Annotated in this window: 17 protein-coding genes and 1 pseudogene; 6 read left to right on the forward strand and 12 right to left on the reverse strand. The window is 69.2% G+C overall.

All coding sequences use genetic code 11. The features are described 5' to 3' along the window. Nucleotides 1-41 precede the first annotated feature (41 nt). The gene (locus AC31A1_RS10925) at nt 42-449 is read right to left on the reverse strand and encodes a hypothetical protein (RefSeq protein ID WP_489653083.1); all 408 of its coding nucleotides are present in this window, start codon (nt 447-449) and stop codon (nt 42-44) included. Continuing rightward, nucleotides 446-2,842 carry an AAA family ATPase gene (locus AC31A1_RS10930; RefSeq protein ID WP_489653084.1) on the reverse strand — a complete coding sequence of 799 codons (2,397 nt, stop codon included), beginning with the start codon at nt 2,840-2,842 and terminating at the stop codon, nt 446-448. The genes AC31A1_RS10925 and AC31A1_RS10930 overlap by 4 nt, the downstream gene beginning before the upstream one ends. Before the next feature lie 166 nt (nt 2,843-3,008). Here AC31A1_RS10930 and AC31A1_RS10935 point away from each other — a divergent pair, with 166 nt between their 5' ends. Next, nucleotides 3,009-4,289: an XRE family transcriptional regulator gene (locus AC31A1_RS10935; RefSeq protein WP_489653085.1), complete on the forward strand. Its 1,281-nt coding sequence runs from the start codon at nt 3,009-3,011 to the stop codon at nt 4,287-4,289. Then, nucleotides 4,286-4,831, forward strand: a complete 546-nt coding sequence (locus AC31A1_RS10940; protein WP_405908980.1) for a PIN domain-containing protein — start codon at nt 4,286-4,288, stop codon at nt 4,829-4,831. Before AC31A1_RS10935 ends, AC31A1_RS10940 begins: the two co-directional genes overlap by 4 nt. A 337-nt stretch (nt 4,832-5,168) precedes the next feature. Here the strand turns inward: AC31A1_RS10940 and AC31A1_RS10945 are convergent, their stop codons facing one another. The 5 genes from AC31A1_RS10945 to AC31A1_RS10965 form a co-directional block, all read right to left on the reverse strand. Beyond that, complete coding sequence (locus AC31A1_RS10945; RefSeq protein ID WP_489653086.1) at nt 5,169-6,416, reverse strand: McrC family protein; 1,248 nt, start codon at nt 6,414-6,416, stop codon at nt 5,169-5,171. After that, complete coding sequence (locus tag AC31A1_RS10950; RefSeq protein ID WP_489653087.1) at nt 6,409-8,517, reverse strand: AAA family ATPase; 2,109 nt, start codon at nt 8,515-8,517, stop codon at nt 6,409-6,411. Before AC31A1_RS10950 ends, AC31A1_RS10945 begins: the two co-directional genes overlap by 8 nt. A gap of 169 nt (nt 8,518-8,686) precedes the next feature. Then, entirely contained in the window at nt 8,687-9,340 is a 654-nt protein-coding gene (locus AC31A1_RS10955) for a class I SAM-dependent methyltransferase (protein ID WP_489653088.1), read from the reverse strand. A 78-nt stretch (nt 9,341-9,418) separates the two neighbouring features. Continuing rightward, complete coding sequence (locus tag AC31A1_RS10960) at nt 9,419-9,919, reverse strand: glycine-rich domain-containing protein (RefSeq protein ID WP_489653089.1); 501 nt, start codon at nt 9,917-9,919, stop codon at nt 9,419-9,421. Nucleotides 9,920-10,039: 120 nt separating this feature from the next. Then, entirely contained in the window at nt 10,040-10,414 is a 375-nt protein-coding gene (locus tag AC31A1_RS10965) for a DUF6415 family natural product biosynthesis protein (protein WP_489653090.1), read from the reverse strand. Nucleotides 10,415-10,644: 230 nt separating this feature from the next. Between AC31A1_RS10965 and AC31A1_RS10970 the strand changes: the two genes are divergently transcribed. The 3 genes from AC31A1_RS10970 to AC31A1_RS10980 are packed head-to-tail and all read left to right on the forward strand — an operon-like array spanning nt 10,645 to nt 12,247. Then, nucleotides 10,645-10,896 (forward strand): hypothetical protein, encoded by a 252-nt coding sequence (locus AC31A1_RS10970; RefSeq protein ID WP_210922521.1) that lies wholly within the window; start codon nt 10,645-10,647, stop codon nt 10,894-10,896. Continuing rightward, entirely contained in the window at nt 10,871-11,386 is a 516-nt protein-coding gene (locus tag AC31A1_RS10975; protein WP_489653091.1) for a DUF6879 family protein, read from the forward strand. The genes AC31A1_RS10970 and AC31A1_RS10975 overlap by 26 nt, the downstream gene beginning before the upstream one ends. A gap of 6 nt (nt 11,387-11,392) precedes the next feature. Then, nucleotides 11,393-12,247: a DUF5753 domain-containing protein gene (locus AC31A1_RS10980; RefSeq protein ID WP_489653092.1), complete on the forward strand. Its 855-nt coding sequence runs from the start codon at nt 11,393-11,395 to the stop codon at nt 12,245-12,247. 136 nt (nt 12,248-12,383) lie between these two features. Here AC31A1_RS10980 and AC31A1_RS10985 read toward each other — a convergent pair whose 3' ends face one another. The 3 genes from AC31A1_RS10985 to AC31A1_RS10995 all read right to left on the reverse strand — a co-directional run bounded on the left by AC31A1_RS10985 (nt 12,384) and on the right by AC31A1_RS10995 (nt 13,340). Then, nucleotides 12,384-12,551 carry a hypothetical protein gene (locus tag AC31A1_RS10985; protein WP_489653093.1) on the reverse strand — a complete coding sequence of 56 codons (168 nt, stop codon included), beginning with the start codon at nt 12,549-12,551 and terminating at the stop codon, nt 12,384-12,386. Nucleotides 12,552-12,759: 208 nt separating this feature from the next. Further along, on the reverse strand, nt 12,760-12,996 hold the full coding sequence (locus tag AC31A1_RS10990; RefSeq protein ID WP_489653094.1) for a hypothetical protein: 237 nt from the start codon (nt 12,994-12,996) through the stop codon (nt 12,760-12,762). Next, nucleotides 12,993-13,340 carry a hypothetical protein gene (locus tag AC31A1_RS10995; protein ID WP_489653095.1) on the reverse strand — a complete coding sequence of 116 codons (348 nt, stop codon included), beginning with the start codon at nt 13,338-13,340 and terminating at the stop codon, nt 12,993-12,995. Before AC31A1_RS10995 ends, AC31A1_RS10990 begins: the two co-directional genes overlap by 4 nt. 156 nt (nt 13,341-13,496) lie before the next feature. Here AC31A1_RS10995 and AC31A1_RS11000 point away from each other — a divergent pair, with 156 nt between their 5' ends. Beyond that, the gene (locus tag AC31A1_RS11000) at nt 13,497-13,769 is read left to right on the forward strand and encodes a GntR family transcriptional regulator (RefSeq protein ID WP_489653096.1); all 273 of its coding nucleotides are present in this window, start codon (nt 13,497-13,499) and stop codon (nt 13,767-13,769) included. Nucleotides 13,770-14,125: 356 nt separating this feature from the next. Here AC31A1_RS11000 and AC31A1_RS11005 read toward each other — a convergent pair whose 3' ends face one another. Both AC31A1_RS11005 and AC31A1_RS11010 read right to left on the reverse strand, forming a co-directional pair. After that, nucleotides 14,126-14,554 (reverse strand): hypothetical protein, encoded by a 429-nt coding sequence (locus AC31A1_RS11005; RefSeq protein ID WP_489653097.1) that lies wholly within the window; start codon nt 14,552-14,554, stop codon nt 14,126-14,128. Then, nucleotides 14,551-15,914, reverse strand: a pseudogene (locus AC31A1_RS11010) (hypothetical protein); the annotation flags it as partial. The pseudogene AC31A1_RS11010 and the gene AC31A1_RS11005, both read right to left, overlap by 4 nt.

Here is a 15,914-nt window from a genome sequence, read left to right on the forward strand (position 1 = left end):
CGTGTGGCTCCTCACGTGCGTGGGGGAGAGCGGTTCGAGACTCAGATTCCGCCTGCGGCCAGGACTCGCAGCAGTTCACTCACGTCCTGGTGCCAGGCCCGCACTTCGGCGGGTGTGGGTGGTAGTTCGTACGTGTGGTGATGGCAGGCGGCGCTGAGGTCGGACCAGACGGCGTACCACTGGCGGGCGACGGAGGGGGTGACGTACCACTGCAGGCAGAGCATCCGGGTGCGACCGCGGCTGCGGGTCATGCGAGGGCTGACCGTCTGCCAGTAGGCGTCGAGGGTCTCGTCGAGAGCCAGACGGAGCAGCATCGCCGCGGCGCGTGCTCGGACACCGGGGGTGAGGGTGGTGTCGCCCGGTGGGTTGAGCAGGTGGTCGGCGGCGGCGACGAGAGCGTTTGTGGAGAGACCACCACGGGGCGCGGAGGACTGGGTGCCATCGGTCACCGGGCCTGCACCGCCTTGGCGAGCCGCTCCGTACGCCTGACCAGATCACGGTGGTCGCCGACAGGCGTGGTCGGGGCCTGGTGGGAGGCCTGGTTCAGCAGCCGGATCAAGTCCCGCGCAGAGGCGCCGTGATCGCGTGCGATCGCGTCCAGTACGTCGGCCGGTCCTGCTCCCTCCATGCCCATCGCGATCGCAGCGAGGCCGGTGAGGGGACCGGGCCGTGTGACCTTCTCCTGAATCCTGCTCTGCGCCAGCCCCGCTTGGTGAAGGGTGCGCCGGGCGGTGCCCTGGTACGCCGCCTCCACGGCGAGGCGGCACATCGACGGCAGCACCCGGTCGGCCACCTCCGGCGGCAGGTGCGGGTCGAGGGCGACGGCCCTCGCCTCGTCCAGCGCCTGGCTCACCGGGTCGCTGACGGGGACGACTTCAACGACGGAGTCGGGCTGCCGGGAGACGGCCATGACCGTGGCTCGCAGGCCGAGGCGGTCGATGGCTTCCCCGAGCCGGGCGTCGTGGGTGAAGACGACGACCTGCCGGTGCTGGGCATACAGATCAAGGACCTTGGCGAGACCGTCCACCTTCTCCGGGTCCATGGACTGCACCGGGTCGTCGATGACCACGAAGCCGAACGGACTGTCCTGGTGGGTGGCGCGCGGGATGAACAGGGAGAGGGCGAGTGAGTGCAGCTCGCCCTGGCTCATGACGCTGAAGGCAGGCGCGTCGGCGGCGTCCACGGAGACGGGAAGACTGACCTGCCGCTGCGGACCGACGCCTGTGAGCCCGATCGCACCCAGCGAGACACTGCTGCGCTCGCACAACAGCCGCCAGATCTGCCCTGACTGGTCGGCGAATGGCTTGAACCGTGCGTCCCGCAACTCGTCGGTGAGTGCGCGCAGCCAGGCACGTACCGCCTTGACCTGGTTGGCGACGGGTTTCGCTGCCTGCGCGGCCTCCGCCTGCCCAAGCCACGTGGACAGCCGTGCCGCTACGGGCTGCCAACGCCCGTCCTGCGCCGCGATGCGGCCGGCGGCGGCGTCGCGCACCTGGAGACAAGCGTCACTGAGGACGGCCGCAGCGCGTTCCGCCCGGTCCGCCAGCTCACGCGGTTCACGTACGGTGCGGCAGGCCGTCAGATCGCGCCAGAGCGCGGCGAGTGAGGCTTCGTCGCCCTGGAGCCAGGCAGGAGGCGACTGCGCCAGGTCGTGCACCTCCCGCACGGAGGCCGCCAGTTCGCGGTGTGCGGTTTCGGCGTCGGCCGCCTCCGCCTGGAGTCTTTCGACCTGCGCGCGCGTCCGCTCCGCCCAGGCGCGATCCAGAAGATCCGTGCTGCCGCAGACAGGGCAGTCGGAGATGCCGGGATGGCGACGGCGGTGTTCCAGCGCGGCCTCAAGCAGCTTGATCAGCTGCCGGGCGTCCTCGGCGGAGCCATGACGGGCCTCGTCGGCCACGGCGGCCGCCGAGCGCAGCCGGGCCACGGCCTTAGTGACCGTCTGGTGGTCCGGACTCTCCATAGTGGCCAGTCGGCGCAGCCGGGACAGGCGTCCCTCGTCCGCGACGCTGTGGCCCTTCAGCAGGGCCCGGACGACGTCGAGGTCGGGGCTCCGGCCGGAGAGGGCGGCCACCGCCTCCGCGGCGCGCGGGTCGTCCACCTCCGACAGCTCCTGAATCACCGTGGCGGTAAGGGCCTTGGCGGCTTTCTCGGTCTCGGCCAGGGTCTTGGCCCGAGCCCGGGCCGCAATGTCGGTGTCGCTGAGGAGTTCGAGGCCGAGGATCCGGGAGATCTCGTCGTGCAGGGTGGTGAGCGGCCCGTTGATGACCGCTCCGAGCTGGGCGTACGGGAGGAACGGCCGGTACAGCGACAGCTGTTCGGCGTCGATCACGTCGTACAGCTCTTCACCGGCGGGCTTTCCGGCTTGTTCGACGACCGTACGGGACTCCTCAAGCCCTTCGCCGTGCCAGACCCGGCGTACGGTCACGGGTTCCTTGGAGCCGTCGCTGCCGGCGTCGAAGCAGAGTTTGACAGCGACCTCGGGCGAGGAGTGCTCGTGGAGGTTGCGCCAGCCCTTCTTCCACACCTGAGTGCGTCCCTGCCAGCGGAAGTTGTCGCCCGTCAGGGCCATTTCCGCGGCCTCGGCGAAGCTCGACTTGCCGGAGCCGTTGCGGCCCGTCACCAGTGTCAGCCCGGGTCCGGGATGCAGCTGGACAGCGGCGCCGGGCCCGATGCCGCGCCAGCCGGCGGCGGTGATGGACCGTATGTACACGGTTCCGCAACGGCCGCTGCTCCGCTCCTGCCAGGCAGGCAGCAGATCGCGCAGCTGTGTCTGTTCCTCCGCGGACAGCCCGGATTCGTGCAGGCGGGCGAGGAGTAGATCACGTAGGGCGGTGTCGCTCATGACTCGGCTTCCTCGGGTGCACTGGATGGTTGCGGCGGGCGTGCCCGAGGTGTCGCCAGGGGACGGAGCGCCGTTGTGGGTACGAGCATGACGTGCATCTGTTAGCACTGTCAACGTACTTATGAAATCCGCGGCGACTGGAGATGTGTACGTATGTTCTAAGGTCTTGCCTGCCGAGCCCGCGTGGGGATCTCCGAGGTGTCAGCGCCTGGAGGTCTCGGCCGCCCGTGTTGCGATTTTCGCATCTCGCTCGTATGGTGAACTCATGGGCGAAACTGTGACGGACCGTGTACGCAAGGTCATGGACGAAGCCTCGGTCAACCAGTCGGCGTTCGCCGAGGGCATCGGGCTGACTTCCGACAAGTTGTCGAAGTCCCTCAGTGGTGTCCGCAGGTTCACGTCTCTCGATCTCGCCCGGATCGCGGAGTACGGCAACATCACGGTCGACTGGCTACTCACTGGCCGTGAGCCGCTGCGCCCCGCCATCGCGGCCCGCACCAGCGCGCCCGCGGTCGGTGAGCACAGCCTCGACAGGCTCAAGGACCTCGTTGAAAGGTTCACCACGGCACACGAGGTGCTCGAGCTCCTGGACCTGTCGCCCGAACTGCCGGAGCTGCCCTCTGTCCGCCCGGATCTCAAACGTTACGTCGACCAGGGCGTGGCTCTCGCCGAGGACGCACTCACCCGACTCGCTGCCGCAGGCGCGCCGGCGATCGGCGGCCTGGACACCGCCGATCTGCTCCATGCTTTGGAGCACACTTTCGGTGTTGACGTGGCGAAGATCGGACTGCCCGACGGAATCGACGGCGCTGCCTGGCAGGCGGACGGATTCCGACTCGTCATGGTCGCGCGAACGAAGGTGCCGACCCGCCAGCGATTCACCCTCGCTCACGAACTCGGGCACATCCTGGCCAGGGACGCCCAGGACCTGCTGACGGAGACTCAACTGTCCCCGGGACGCCAGAAGGACTTGACCGAGGTGCGCGCCAACGTGTTCGCCGCGAATCTCCTGATGCCCCGGAGTGAGATCGACGCAGAGGTGAGGGAAGGCGATCTCACGGACGAGCAACTCACCTCATTGGTCGTGCGCTTCCAGGTGTCTCCCAGCGCTCTCGCGGCACGGCTTGCGCAGTTGGGCGCTATCGCCCCCGGGACGGCCGACAGGCTGCGCGGGCTCACGACGCAGGACTGTCACTGGCTGACCGGACAGAGCGACCTCTTCGAGGCCCGTGCCACGTGGTCGCAGGTCAAGCGATTGCCTTTCCGCCCCGCCCAGTTGCTGTATGAGGCATACCTCGCGGGGGACACCACTCTGCGCCCGCTGGCCGCATACACGGGCATGGACGTCGACAGGATTCGCGAGGCGCTTGAACCCGAACCGGCTCCGCAAGAGGGCGCGTCATCCAGCACCGACGTGGATGAAGGGGACCTGGTCTACCAGCCATGACGCGCCTCTGTTGGTTCCCCGACAACACTGTGCTGTGCAATTTCGCCGCCGTCGACCGTCTGACCCTGCTGGAGAAGGTCCTTGACGGTCGCGGCCGTTGGACGGAGGCCGTCGCGGCCGAGGCCGAGCAGTCGACGCGGCACTGGCCGAAGCTGAGTCAGGTGCCCGCCGGCGGCTGGCTCGGCGAGCCCATCGAGATCGACGACCCCGCCGAGACCGCCCTGGTGGACCGCGTCCGCCGTGTCGTCTTCGCGGGTTCCCCGTCTCGGCCCCTGCAACACCTGGGTGAGGCGGAGACGCTCGTGGTCATCGAGCATCGCAGCGGATTCGCGAGCTCCGTGTGGATCACCGACGACGGCGAAGCGGGCCACTACGCGCGCCGCAAGGGCATCACCGTCAAGGACACCGTCGACATCATGCGCGAAGCCGTCGTGGATGGCCTGGTCATGGCCGATGACGGCCACGGCCTCCTCCTGGGAATGGAACAGGCCGGACGTCACCTGCGAGGTGTTCCGCACAGAGCGGATGATCTGTTGCGCTGAGACCGCGAGGGTATACGTGGCCCGGTGTGCGCGCCCGTGGCGAGCAGGATCTGCCTGACCTTCACCGGTGTACGGACCCACGGTTCGGCGCTCTTCCTGTTGACCTCGGCGACCACGTCTCCCGGCGCCCTGTCCTGAAGTTGGTGTTCAGTCAGGTGCCCTACAAATACGACCAGTCGGGGTTCCTGCCCTCGGTCTTCATACCCGAGTAGGCGTCCGAGGGGAGGAGGGGCGAGTGCGGAGTGGTGCGCTGGTAGTGACCGTCCCACCACGAGGGGGAAAGCCAGCCCCGGGCTGCCCCGAGCGTTGCTGGACGAAACGGCCCTCGTCATGGTGGTCAGCGTAGTACTGAGCCGATCCAGGCCCTCGCCTGCTCAGGCGTGGTGCGGGTGTCGACACCGATGACGTGGATATTGCCCAACAGGCCTTTGGGGCCGCGCACCTTGAGGGTTCGCTGGGCGTGACTGCCCGGCTGGGGATGGACGATGACGGCGAGCGGGGCGTCGGCGGACGCGTAGCCGCTGCTGTAGGTGAGGAGCTGGTGGATGTCGGCCGCGCTCACGCCGTGGCGGTCGTAGCGCTTGTACTTGGCGTCCACCGGCAGCAGCGTGCGATGTGCCGTGTCCTGTCTTGGAAGTCCTGGAAGGCTGAGCAGGAGATCGGGGCGGAAGGTCGAGGCGTTGCCCAGGTCTCCGCGGACCGTGATGCCGACGCTGCTTCCGCCAGACACGGCGTGGCCGCCGTTCGGGCCGACGGCCTCGGTGCCGAGACGGCGGACGACGGCTTCCCAGAGGGCGGGCATGGCGAGCAGGAGACCGTCCGCCTTGGTGCCGTGGTCGGTGAGCAGATCGGTCACGCCTCCGCCGCGCAGCAGCAGGCGGGCCCAGGTGTGAGCGGGCCGGTAGTGGGCGTTCAGGCGTGTGTAGTTAGTACGGTCCAGAGCGCGGAGCGCCGCGGCCGGGGTCAGGGCCTGCGGAAAGGCGCCGGCGGCGCCGTGCAGGGCGCGCGCAAGGTCGGGACTGGCGGTCAGGCCGAGCGCTGCCTTCAGCGCACTCCCCAGAACGCGGTTGTCCCAGATGTCCGCCTCCCGGTCGAAGGTGCGCACGTGCAGCTGGTCCAGTTGCCCGTAGCGGCGGGTGGCCTGGGCGGCGACGTCCAGGCGTCCCCGGAGCACCGGTTCGACACTCCGGCGGCATACGTAGTCCTGGCGCAGCCCCTCCCGCAGCAACCGCTCGCACTCTTCGAGCAGGGCGGCGGCGACCAGGTCGGCGTAACCGTCGGGGCCGGTGGCCCACCGCCTGGCCGTCGCCGGAATGGGCGTGCCGAGGGCGTAGGCGAGCCAGCTCATGAGCTGCTCTCCCGGAATGGCGAACTTGGGTGCGACGACCACGCGGACCCGGTCCAGGACCAGGACTCCGACGGTCGCGTCGGCCTTGAGCCGCCACCCGGTGCGCTCCCGGGTCAGGGTGAGGCAGCCCCGTGCTTGGAGGGCGCGCAGGCGGTCGACGTCCCGGGGAGTGAGCTGACCGGGCTCCAGCGGGGCGGACTCGTACTCGCCGAGCTGGACCTGGGTGCGGTCAGGCATCCGGGCCGGGAACGCCGCTGGTGAACTCGGTCGCCAGCGCGTCCGCCAGGTCCTGCGGAGGCATGAGGAGCGGACGCCCCGTGTCGGCGTCGACCAGGCCGCCGAGGATACGGTGCAGCAGGTCCGCCCGGCCGAGGCAGTAGTCCTCCAGGAGGGGGATCACCTCGTGGTGGAAGGCCGCGGCCAGATCCTCCTCGGTGGCGATCGGCTCACCGTCCCGCAGCAGGTAAGCGTGCCCGATCTGGTGGTCGGCGTCGAGGTGGCGGGCGATGCGGGTGTTGAGGGACTCGAAGAACGCGGCCAGGTCCAGAGGCCCGACGGTCCCGGAAACCGCGTCCGGGTCCGGGTCCACGGGCAGGAACGCGAAGCGGCGGCGAACCGCGGCGTCCAAGTGGCTGATGCTCCGGTCGGCGGTGTTCATCGTGCCGATGACCCGGACGTTCGGCGGTACGGAGAAGCGCCGCTTGCTGACGGGCAGGGCGACCGGCAGGTTCCGCTTGTCGAGTTCGAGGAGCGTGATCAACTCGCCGAAGATCCGCGGCAGGTCACCGCGGTTGATCTCGTCGACGACCAGCAGGAACGTCTGGTCGGGATGGGTGGCGGCCCGGCTGCACAGGCTGTGGAACAGGCCGTCCGTGAGGGCGAGGGTGAGCCCCGGGCCGGTGGCGCTCAGGTCCGGCTTGAAGCCCTCGACGAAGTCCTCGTAGCCGTAGGAAGGATGGAAGGTGACCATGCCGACACGGTCGCCGTGCAGCATCTCGGCCTGCGCCTTGGCACGTTGGCGGACGTCGGCATCGAGCATGTCCGCGCGGCCGTCCAGGGCGAGGGCGGCGCCGAGCGCGAGCCGGGTCTTGCCCGTACCGGGTGGTCCATGCAGGATCACCTGGCCCTTGCGCTCCAGCGCGTCCAGTACGACCTGCACGTCGTCGGGCAGAGCGACTGGCGCGCCAGCCTGTGCCTGGCCCGTACCCGGGATGGAGCCGGAGCCGGAGCCGGCGCTGTGTGCGGTGAACCTGGCGAAGAGAGACGGGTCGACCTTGGCGAAGGTGGACCGCCACCCGTGCTGGGGCTTCGACAGTTTCTGCGCGTGGGAGAGGTCCCAGGCCACCGGCACGACGTGGTGGAACTCCGGCCGGTCCGGGTCGTAGCGGTAGCTCCCGTCGACCCGGCCGGTGGCCAGCACCTCGTCCGTCCCGCGGTTGGCGACGACCCGGTCTCCCGCCTCCAGATCCCGGAAGGCCAGCAGCCGGCGGGCGAGGGTCAGGCTGCCGCCACTGCTGCGCGGCCAGTGCGCGTCCAGGGCCTGCTGTAGTTCGGTGTCGCTCTGGTACTGGCCGAGATCGCCGAGCTCGTCCCACCCGACGCAGATGAACCCGCCGTCCCGGCATTCCTCCCACAGACGGCCGCGCTCGCCGGGGGCGATCTTCCAGATGGAGCGTTGCCGGGGATTGAAGTGCTTGTACAGGAAGCGCATCACCTCCCGTCCCGTCCAGCCCTCGAACTCCTCACGGCTCCGCACGAGTTCTCGCAGTTGTCGGTTCGTGCGCGAGGCGGGGACGCCGGCCTGCGCTTCGCCGCCGAGCAGCGTGATGAACGTCCGCAGATGCTCACCCGCGTAGATCGGCAGGAAGTGCTGCGGGAAGTAGGTCGCCAGGGACTTCGTCACCAACGTCGGCCCATACCGCAGCACTTCGAGGTCGTCCAGAGCCTCGAAGTCTCCTGCCCCGACGGCGTCGAAGGCCCGGACGAACTGTCCGCGCAGTTCCGCCCACGCGTCCTGCGGGTCCATACCCCTCAGCGGAGCGGCCAGCCGCCATTCGCCGGAGTTGTGGTGGTACATGATGTGCTTCGCGGCACTGCCGCCCTTGATGCTGCCCAGGTGGGGAGTGCCGAACTCCATGAGCCGGCAGTACGTCGGCCCCGACCCGGGAGGCGCGCCCTGCCCGAGGGCGTAGCGCTCCAGTGGTAGCTCCGCCCATTCCTCCAACGGAAACTGGGACAGCACCTGCTTGCGCTCGCCCTCGGCAGCCGACTCGGTGTCCGCCACGGCGGCCCGGTCGAACTCGGCCGCCGCTGTGCGGACATCCACCCCGTTTGTCATGGGGGCCATGATGCCGGAGTGCGGCTGGCGTTACCCACGCCGGGCAAGGTTGGTCAACTTCCTGTGTGGAGGGATGCGGCGGGGGTGCTGCAACGACCTATAGAACCCAAGGGCCATGAAGTGGCCCCGGTCGGCTACGGAGGACGCCAGCTGGGGCCGTGCCCGACTGTCAGGCGCGGGCCTGGACGACGAGTGTGCCGATGTGCCCGGCTTTCGGAGCGTCCACCACCGTCGCCTCAGCGGAGGTGAAACCAGCCCGGAGCAGGTGCCGCTCCCACACTGCGGGCTTGTAACTGTACCGGTACGTGAACATGGCCTTGCCCGCGAACCCGCCCTTGTACATGCCCTGCGGCCCGTAGGCGCCAGGGATGGCCGGCGGCTGGGAGAACACGAAGACGCCGCCCGGGACGAGGTGCTTGTGGACGAGGGGGAAGAGGCGGGACGGGGCGGTGAACCAGGCCGCGCCGAAGATGGAGTACACGGCGTCGTACCGCCCCTCGTCGGCGGCGAGCCAATCGAGGATCTCTCCCGGCTCGATCCGCACCCCGAGCGGCGCCCACTTCTCGCCCGCGAGCGTCACCATGCGCGGCGACAGGTCGACCCCGGTGGCCTTGACGCCTTGTTGTGCGAGGTGGGCGAGGGCGCGGCCGGTGCCGCATCCGATCTCCAGCACGGTCTCCGGGCTGCCGAGGAGTTCGGGGCCGGGGCCGTGGCCGGCGTACTGGGTCCAGCAGAACGACGGCTCGGCGTCGTCCTTGAACGCGGACTCGGCGTATGCGTCCCACAGTTCGGTCTCGGCGGCGATGTCGTGCGGCACGGGCACAGCTGTTCCTCTGATCGTCGGGATGCGGGAGCCCCCGCCCTCGGGGAGCCGTGAGGGCGGGGGCGACTGTAGCCGGGGTCAGTGGCTGTCGGGGACCTTGTCGTCGCACGGTGAGCAGTCCGTGCCGTCGATGGCCCACAACTCCTCGTCGATTGCCCAGCCCTGGGAGCGGAGAAAGTCGCCGGTGCGCAGGCACAGGCCGTCGCGGCGGCGCTCGATGAACGGCGCGTGGTGCTTGAACCGGCCGCCGTTGTACAGGCGGCAGATGCCCCACCAGACGGGTGTGTCGAGGATGAGCTGGTGGACGCCGATGTCGACGAGCTTGCCGACGCCCAGGTGGACGTCGGGGTTCTCGATGGAGCCCATGACGTACATGACGGCGTTGCCGAGGATCCGTTCGGCCATGTCGCGGACCATGGTGTGGTCGCGCAGGAGAAGGGAGACCTCGCGGTCCCACAGGCTCATGCCGGAGTCGAACACGTTGACGGTCAACTCGGTGATGTGCGGAGCGACCGCATTGAGGAGTTCCTTGGGGTCCCGCGTGAGCGTCCTGGCGGGCTGTTCGAGTGTGACGGTCATTGACCTGCCCTTCTGGGGTGTCGTTGCCGTGCTGTTTGGTGCAGCCCGCCCCGACTGCTCGACCTGTCCAGGGTTGGGGAGCCGGGGCGGGAGTTCAGGGGTGTCACGAGGCCGGGAGGGTCACCGGCCGTCGAGTTTCTCGTAGTGGTCGCACAGGGCGACCACGGAGCGGGCCAGCTTCATCGACACGGACATGCGCACGGGGCTGCTGCCGCCGACACCCAGCCGGAGCCGCATGCTTGCTTCACGCGCACCGGCCAGGGCGCACTCGCGCGGGATGTCCCCCTTCGGGAACCTGGCGGCCAGGCTCTGGACGGCGGGGATGAGTAGTTCGATCTGGCCGCGCATGGCGATCCGGAACGGCTCCAGGTCCTCGGGGCTGATGGGCTTCGCGTCGAAGGCGAGGATCCGGTCGGCGGTGGAGCGCATGGTGGTGATGTCCGGCGGATCGTCGAGGTCTGCCGCAGCGGGTAGGCGGGCGGCACGGTTCGGCACGTCGACTCCTTCACAGTCGGCCATGCCCGGGGCCGTTCGCGCGGCTGCCGGGTTCCATCGTCTGCCCCGACCGTAGGAAACCCTCCACTGGACAGGCTACGGAATTGCACCGAATTACATGGCAACTTGAGAGTGCTGGTCATGAGCGACATGCGCTCTTGACTACGCGACGCGTGCGCATGATGGTGATGTAAATCGCTGCAACCGACTAGCGCGGGAGACCAGCCACCATGAACATTCAGTTCGTCGGGATCGACCCCGAGACAGACGAGGACGGATGCCCCACAGTCTGGGTGGACACCAGCACGGACGATCTGCTGATCCAGAGCTACCAGGCCGACGACGAGACGACCGCGACATGCGACGCGTTGTCCCCGGCGAGGGCACCGATCCCGTCCGGCGAGACTGTCATCAGGATCCCGGCCCGTATGATCCCGATCATCAGGAAGGCGTGCGATGAGCTCGATCCCGGAGTTCGCTGAACTCCTCGCCGGCACCGGGCAGTCGGCCGCCCATCTGGAGATGAGGGACGCCTACTTCACCAACCCCCGCTTCGAAGCCTGGCAGGACGGCCAGCGCGTCGACTGGGACGACCGGGGTTCCTGGTGGCGTCCCTACCACCAGAACATCGCGGACGCTGTCGCCCGCGGTGTGCACGTGCGGCGCGTCAGGATCGTGTCCGAGCCGGTCACCGACTACATCGCGTGGGAGCACTACCAGACCCGCGCCAACGTGGAAGCCGGCGAGGAGGTGCGCTGGCTCCCCCGGCACCGCGCGTGGGACCTGCTCGTCCCGGGTACCGATCTGTGGATCTTCGACGGACGGCTGATACGCATCCACCACTTCTCCGGCGACGGCGAATGGGTCGGCAAGGAACTCCGCGACGAGCCCAGCACGGTCTCCCAGCACGCGGCCGCATACGAACGGATCTGGGAACGGGCCACCCCCCACGACCAGTACGAGGTCAAGTAACCGTCCATGTCCACATTCCCCACGTCCAGCGTGCAGGAAGCACGCGCGGCTCTCGCGGCAAGGTTGCGGGAGCTGCGCCTGGACGCGGGCATCACCGGCAAGGAACTCGCCCGTCTCGCGGGCTGGTCTGTCGCCAAGTCGTCGAGGATCGAGAACGCTGTCACCGCGCCGGCCGACGCCGACATCCGCGTCTGGTGTGTGGCCTGCGGCGCGCACGACCAGGCGGACGACCTCATCGCGGCCAACCGGCAGGCCGACTCCATGTATCTGCAGTGGAAGCGGCTCCAGCGGACGGGCATGAAGCAGTTGGCGGAGTCCTCGGCCAAGCTGTACGAGCGCACCCGCCAGTTCCGCGTGTACGCCTCCCACGTCGTGCCCGGCTACCTGCAGACCCCGGCCTACGCGACGGCGCTAATGCGCACGATCGCGGGCTTCCGCGGTACCCCGGACGACGTGGCCGACGCGGTCGAGGTCCGCATGCGCCGCGCGCGCGTCATCCAAGAGGGAGGCCACCGGTTCGCGACCCTGGTCGAGGAGAACGTCCTCCATCACCGGGTCGGCGATCAGGACGTGATGGCCGGCCAGCTCGGCAACCTGCTGGCCGCGATGTCTCTGCCGTCCATGTCACTCGGCATCATCCCGGCCGCGGCCGCGCGGGAGGCGGTCATGTGGCCGTTGGAGCAGTTCACGGTGTTCGATGACTCGCGGATCCATGTGGAGTTGCTCGCCGCGAAGGTGACCGTCACGGCGCCGAGCGAACTGGACATGTACTTGCGGGCGTTCGCCCGGCTCACAGAACTGGCCGTGTACGGGGCTGATGCGCGGGCCCTGATCGTGAAGGCCATCGACGCCCTGAGCTGACCCCGGTTCTGGCGGCAGCACGCGGCCCCCAGAATCACGCTCTGGAGGCCGCGGCCGTGGCCCGTGCCCGCCATCTGGGCGGGACTGCGGCGTGCCCCGCGGGTGGGCGCCGACTACGGGCCGCCTGCGGGAGCCGCTACCGGTCGCGTGGACCGTCGCGACCGGTCCGGCAGCGCGGGCAGCGGCACGGGGGCCACGCGAGGGACACCGGCGGGAGCGTGCCCGCGCCGGGGGCGTACGCGGTCGGCTCCGCCACGCCGACCCGGCGCCCGGCGACATCGAGGCGGTAGGTACTGATGGTCATGCGGGACCTGCCCGGTTCGGGAGGCGTCCCGGCGATCACCGCTCGCCCCCCGAGGTGTGGCAGGGGGCCGACGTGTGACAGGGGTGTGGGCAGCGCCGCATCAGCAGGGAACCGACCGCCCCGGGCCGGGGCATGTCGCGCGTCTGACGGCACGCTTCGCGCACCGGGCCGTGGCCGAGGATCGGCACCCTCACCGTGTGCCCGCCGCTCACCGCTCGCCACCGCCGCGGCGGGACGCGGGCGGCAGCGACAGCACATCCGGAACGTGTGGGAAGTGCGGGGCGCAGTCCCGGCACGCGTACACCGTGAAGCCTGGACCGGAGCCCTGGTGCACCTCGGAGACGACGACCGGTGTATCGGTGATCGCACCACAGCGCACACACATACGCACCGGCGCACGCGTCCCACCCGGGACGGTCTCGGGGTGCTCGATCTGCTCGCTCACCGGGCCACCGCCTCAGCGCCGACCACATGCCGGTCGAGGTCGATCCCGAAGTCGGCGGCCATGACCATGACGACACGGCGCTGCCGCTGCCGCGCCCGTTCACACTCCCGCTCAGCGAGAACGACATACGGTCGGACCACGGCCGTCGCCTCACCGGGCAACGGCTCTTCGAGGCCGTACGGCGACCGCCGCACCGGAGGCCACGGCGCAGGCAGGCGGGGCGTCTCTGGCATACGCGCGCAGGTCTGCCCGGCGGGGCGTGTGTCCGCCCTACGCCTGCCGGTACCGGGCGCGAACAGGCCCAGGATCCACAGCACGAAGGCGTGGATAATGCTCACTGTCATCAGCTCCTCAGAGGCTGGTGGCCATGCCCCCGGACGTTCGCCGCGTCGCGGGGGTCCTTACGTTCTGGACGGTACCTCTATCTTGTCTACCTCGTCTAGGACGTCTACAACGTTGCCAATATGCGCAGCATATGGAACGTATCTAACGTCCTAGTCATGGAAATTGATCGCTTCGATCCGACACCCATCTACAAACAGGTGGCGCGAGTTGTCCGCGCCAAGATCGAGTCCGGCGAACTCCGACCGAGGGACCCGATCCCGTCTGAGTCGAAGATGGTCGCCGACTACGGTGTTGCCAGGGACACCGCGCGCCAGGCCGTTGCGCTACTGCGCTCCGAAGGATGGGTAATCACCCTTCCCCAGCGCGGCACGTTCGTTGCCGCGCAGCCGCCCCCCAGCGTGCCTGAGAGCGGCGAGTCCGCTAACTGACGTACGGTGTCCGGCCCGGCGTGCCCAGGCGACTCTGTGCCTGTTCATGGTCACTCCATCGAACGCCGCGAGGCTGCAGCGGGAGGGGAGCCTGGCAGGGGGCCAGGGAGGCATCAGGGACCGTAGGGGAGGTGTTGGCGTAGACCATGAGCGCGACGGAACTCGCCTGGTTCAAGTCCGGTTGCAGCGGCGTCCAGGGCGACACTTGGGTAGAGGTCGCCACCGCCCGCAGAACGGGCCGTCTGCGTACGGGAATCACAAGAATGTGACGCGACCTCACTTCGCGGTCAGGCGTGAGGAGTTGGCGCCGTTCGTGGGGCTCGTGACGGAGGCCTGGGTGGCGCGCGCGGTGGCGTTCAGAAGATCTTGCAGAGCGTCATCGCGCGCATGTCGACCTCGCCCGGCGAGCCGAGGACCGAGTTGCGGCCCACGTAGATGGTGTCCCAGCGCGAGGTTCCAGCTGGGCATGTGCCGGAGCTGAGGAGCAGGCCGCCGGAGAGGTCTGAGCCCAGGGTGCTGATGTCCGGTACGTCCAGGGTGGCTGGCTCGGCGGAGACGCCGGGCTCTCCCTGGTCGCCCTTGGAGCCGCGCTCACCCTGCGGTCCTTGCTCGCCCTGAGATCCCTGAAGTCCCTGGGGCCCTTCCGGTCCCGCCGGGCCCCGAGCGCTGGCGGGACCCGTCGCGACGAAGTAGGCACCAGCCACTGCTCCCGCCGTTCCGGAGAGGATGACGACGGCTGCAGTGGCGGCAACGCTTATCGCAACACGACGGCGGTTCGGTCTCATGTTCTTTCCTTCGGGGCAGCGGCAAAGGTGCTGGTAGCGCTGTACGCCGCGAACACGCGTGCTTGTTCCGTCTTGCGGACCTGGCCCAGCTCGATGGGCCGCAGGCCGTGGGGCCGACCGAGGCGTTTGAGGATGGCGTCGAAGTACGGTACGGGCGTGTGCTCGGAGGAGACCACGAGGGAGGAGAGCAACACCCCGTAGGTGGGCGGGCTGTCAACGGCCACGAGGATCGCTTCTCTGGCTCTGTCGGAGAGGTCCGTCGGCTTGAGCCCGGCGGCAGCGGCGAGCGTGTGCCAGCCCACGCAGACCGGGCGCCGGGCGGCGTCGATTAGTGCGCGCCGAACGGCTACGACCACGGCTGCCTTGGTGGTCCCGAGCTTGCCCCAACGTACGCGGTCCTCCTCGGCGGCCGGAACGGCAGGGCGGCTCTGGGCAGTTGGTGCGGGCTGTCCGCCACGCGCGTACGCACGGTCCAGTGCGGCCCGCCAGGCCGCCTCCACTGTCGGGGTGGTGGCGTCGGGCTTCCAGCCCAACTCGGCGAGCACGTCACCGAAGAAGGGGGCCGGGCCCGGAGGTTGGCCGTCCGCCTTCACCAGTGCCGACAACAACCGTCGTCCGGGAACGTAGGACCTGTCTACCGCGGCCAGCATTCGAACCCGGTCCTGCGCTGACAGTGTGGACGGCGGGACGCCCTGCTTCTTGAGCAGCGTCGTCCACTTGATGATCCCGTGTCCCTTGGCGACGAGTTCCAGATGTTCGCGGAACCGGGCTACGAGTCGTGCCTCATTGAATGCGGATGAGGTATCGGGCTCTGGCGGGTTTACCGGAGGTTGTTGGCGTGCGGGGGCGGACTCTGCGTGGGCGAGGGCATACGCGGTCCTCCGCTCGCGCTCCCAGATCTCCGCCACCTTCGCCTCGGACAGGCCGGTTCTCCATCCGAGTCCGGCGATGACGTCGGCGAAATACGGGGCGGGTGCCTCTGGGGCCAATGCAGGCTTGACGAGTGCCGAGAGCACGGGCTTGCCGTCGGCCCGGGGGTGGTCCACCGCGACGAGGAGGCGGACGCGTTCCTCCGGGGTGATGTCGCCGGGCGCTGCTCCGGCGTGACTGATCAGCGTCTCCCAGTTGATAAGGCCGCGGGCGCGTGCGACGAGGCCGAGCCTGGAGCGGAGGATGCGGATCGTCTCGGCCTCGACCAGGGGAAATGGGGTGGGCGTGGCGGGCGGCTTGGGCGGCAGAGGTTTGGGGCGCAGGTCCGGCCAGCGGGCGTCGGTCTGCTGAGGGAGGGGTGAGGCGCCGTTGGCGCGTATGAGCCAGGCGGGTTCGGAGGGGGTCTCTTCGGTGAGCGGTAGTAGGTGCG

It is taken from the genome of Streptomyces sp. P5F9, assembly GCF_057961495.1.

Bases quoted from the DNA above. Each gene is read 5' to 3' on its own strand.
- AC31A1_RS10930 (WP_489653084.1), bottom strand. From the start codon at position 2,842: ATGAGCGACACCGCCCTACGTGATCTACTCCTCGCCCGCCTGCACGAA.
- AC31A1_RS10940 (WP_405908980.1), top strand. From the start codon at position 4,286: ATGACGCGCCTCTGTTGGTTCCCCGACAACACTGTGCTGTGCAATTTC.
- AC31A1_RS10945 (WP_489653086.1), bottom strand. From the start codon at position 6,416: ATGCCTGACCGCACCCAGGTCCAGCTCGGCGAGTACGAGTCCGCCCCG.
- AC31A1_RS10950 (WP_489653087.1), bottom strand. From the start codon at position 8,517: ATGACAAACGGGGTGGATGTCCGCACAGCGGCGGCCGAGTTCGACCGG.
- AC31A1_RS10960 (WP_489653089.1), bottom strand. From the start codon at position 9,919: ATGACCGTCACACTCGAACAGCCCGCCAGGACGCTCACGCGGGACCCC.
- AC31A1_RS10970 (WP_210922521.1), top strand. From the start codon at position 10,645: ATGAACATTCAGTTCGTCGGGATCGACCCCGAGACAGACGAGGACGGA.
- AC31A1_RS10975 (WP_489653091.1), top strand. From the start codon at position 10,871: ATGAGCTCGATCCCGGAGTTCGCTGAACTCCTCGCCGGCACCGGGCAG.
- AC31A1_RS10980 (WP_489653092.1), top strand. From the start codon at position 11,393: ATGTCCACATTCCCCACGTCCAGCGTGCAGGAAGCACGCGCGGCTCTC.
- AC31A1_RS10985 (WP_489653093.1), bottom strand. From the start codon at position 12,551: ATGACCATCAGTACCTACCGCCTCGATGTCGCCGGGCGCCGGGTCGGC.
- AC31A1_RS10995 (WP_489653095.1), bottom strand. From the start codon at position 13,340: ATGACAGTGAGCATTATCCACGCCTTCGTGCTGTGGATCCTGGGCCTG.
- AC31A1_RS11000 (WP_489653096.1), top strand. From the start codon at position 13,497: ATGGAAATTGATCGCTTCGATCCGACACCCATCTACAAACAGGTGGCG.
- AC31A1_RS11005 (WP_489653097.1), bottom strand. From the start codon at position 14,554: ATGAGACCGAACCGCCGTCGTGTTGCGATAAGCGTTGCCGCCACTGCA.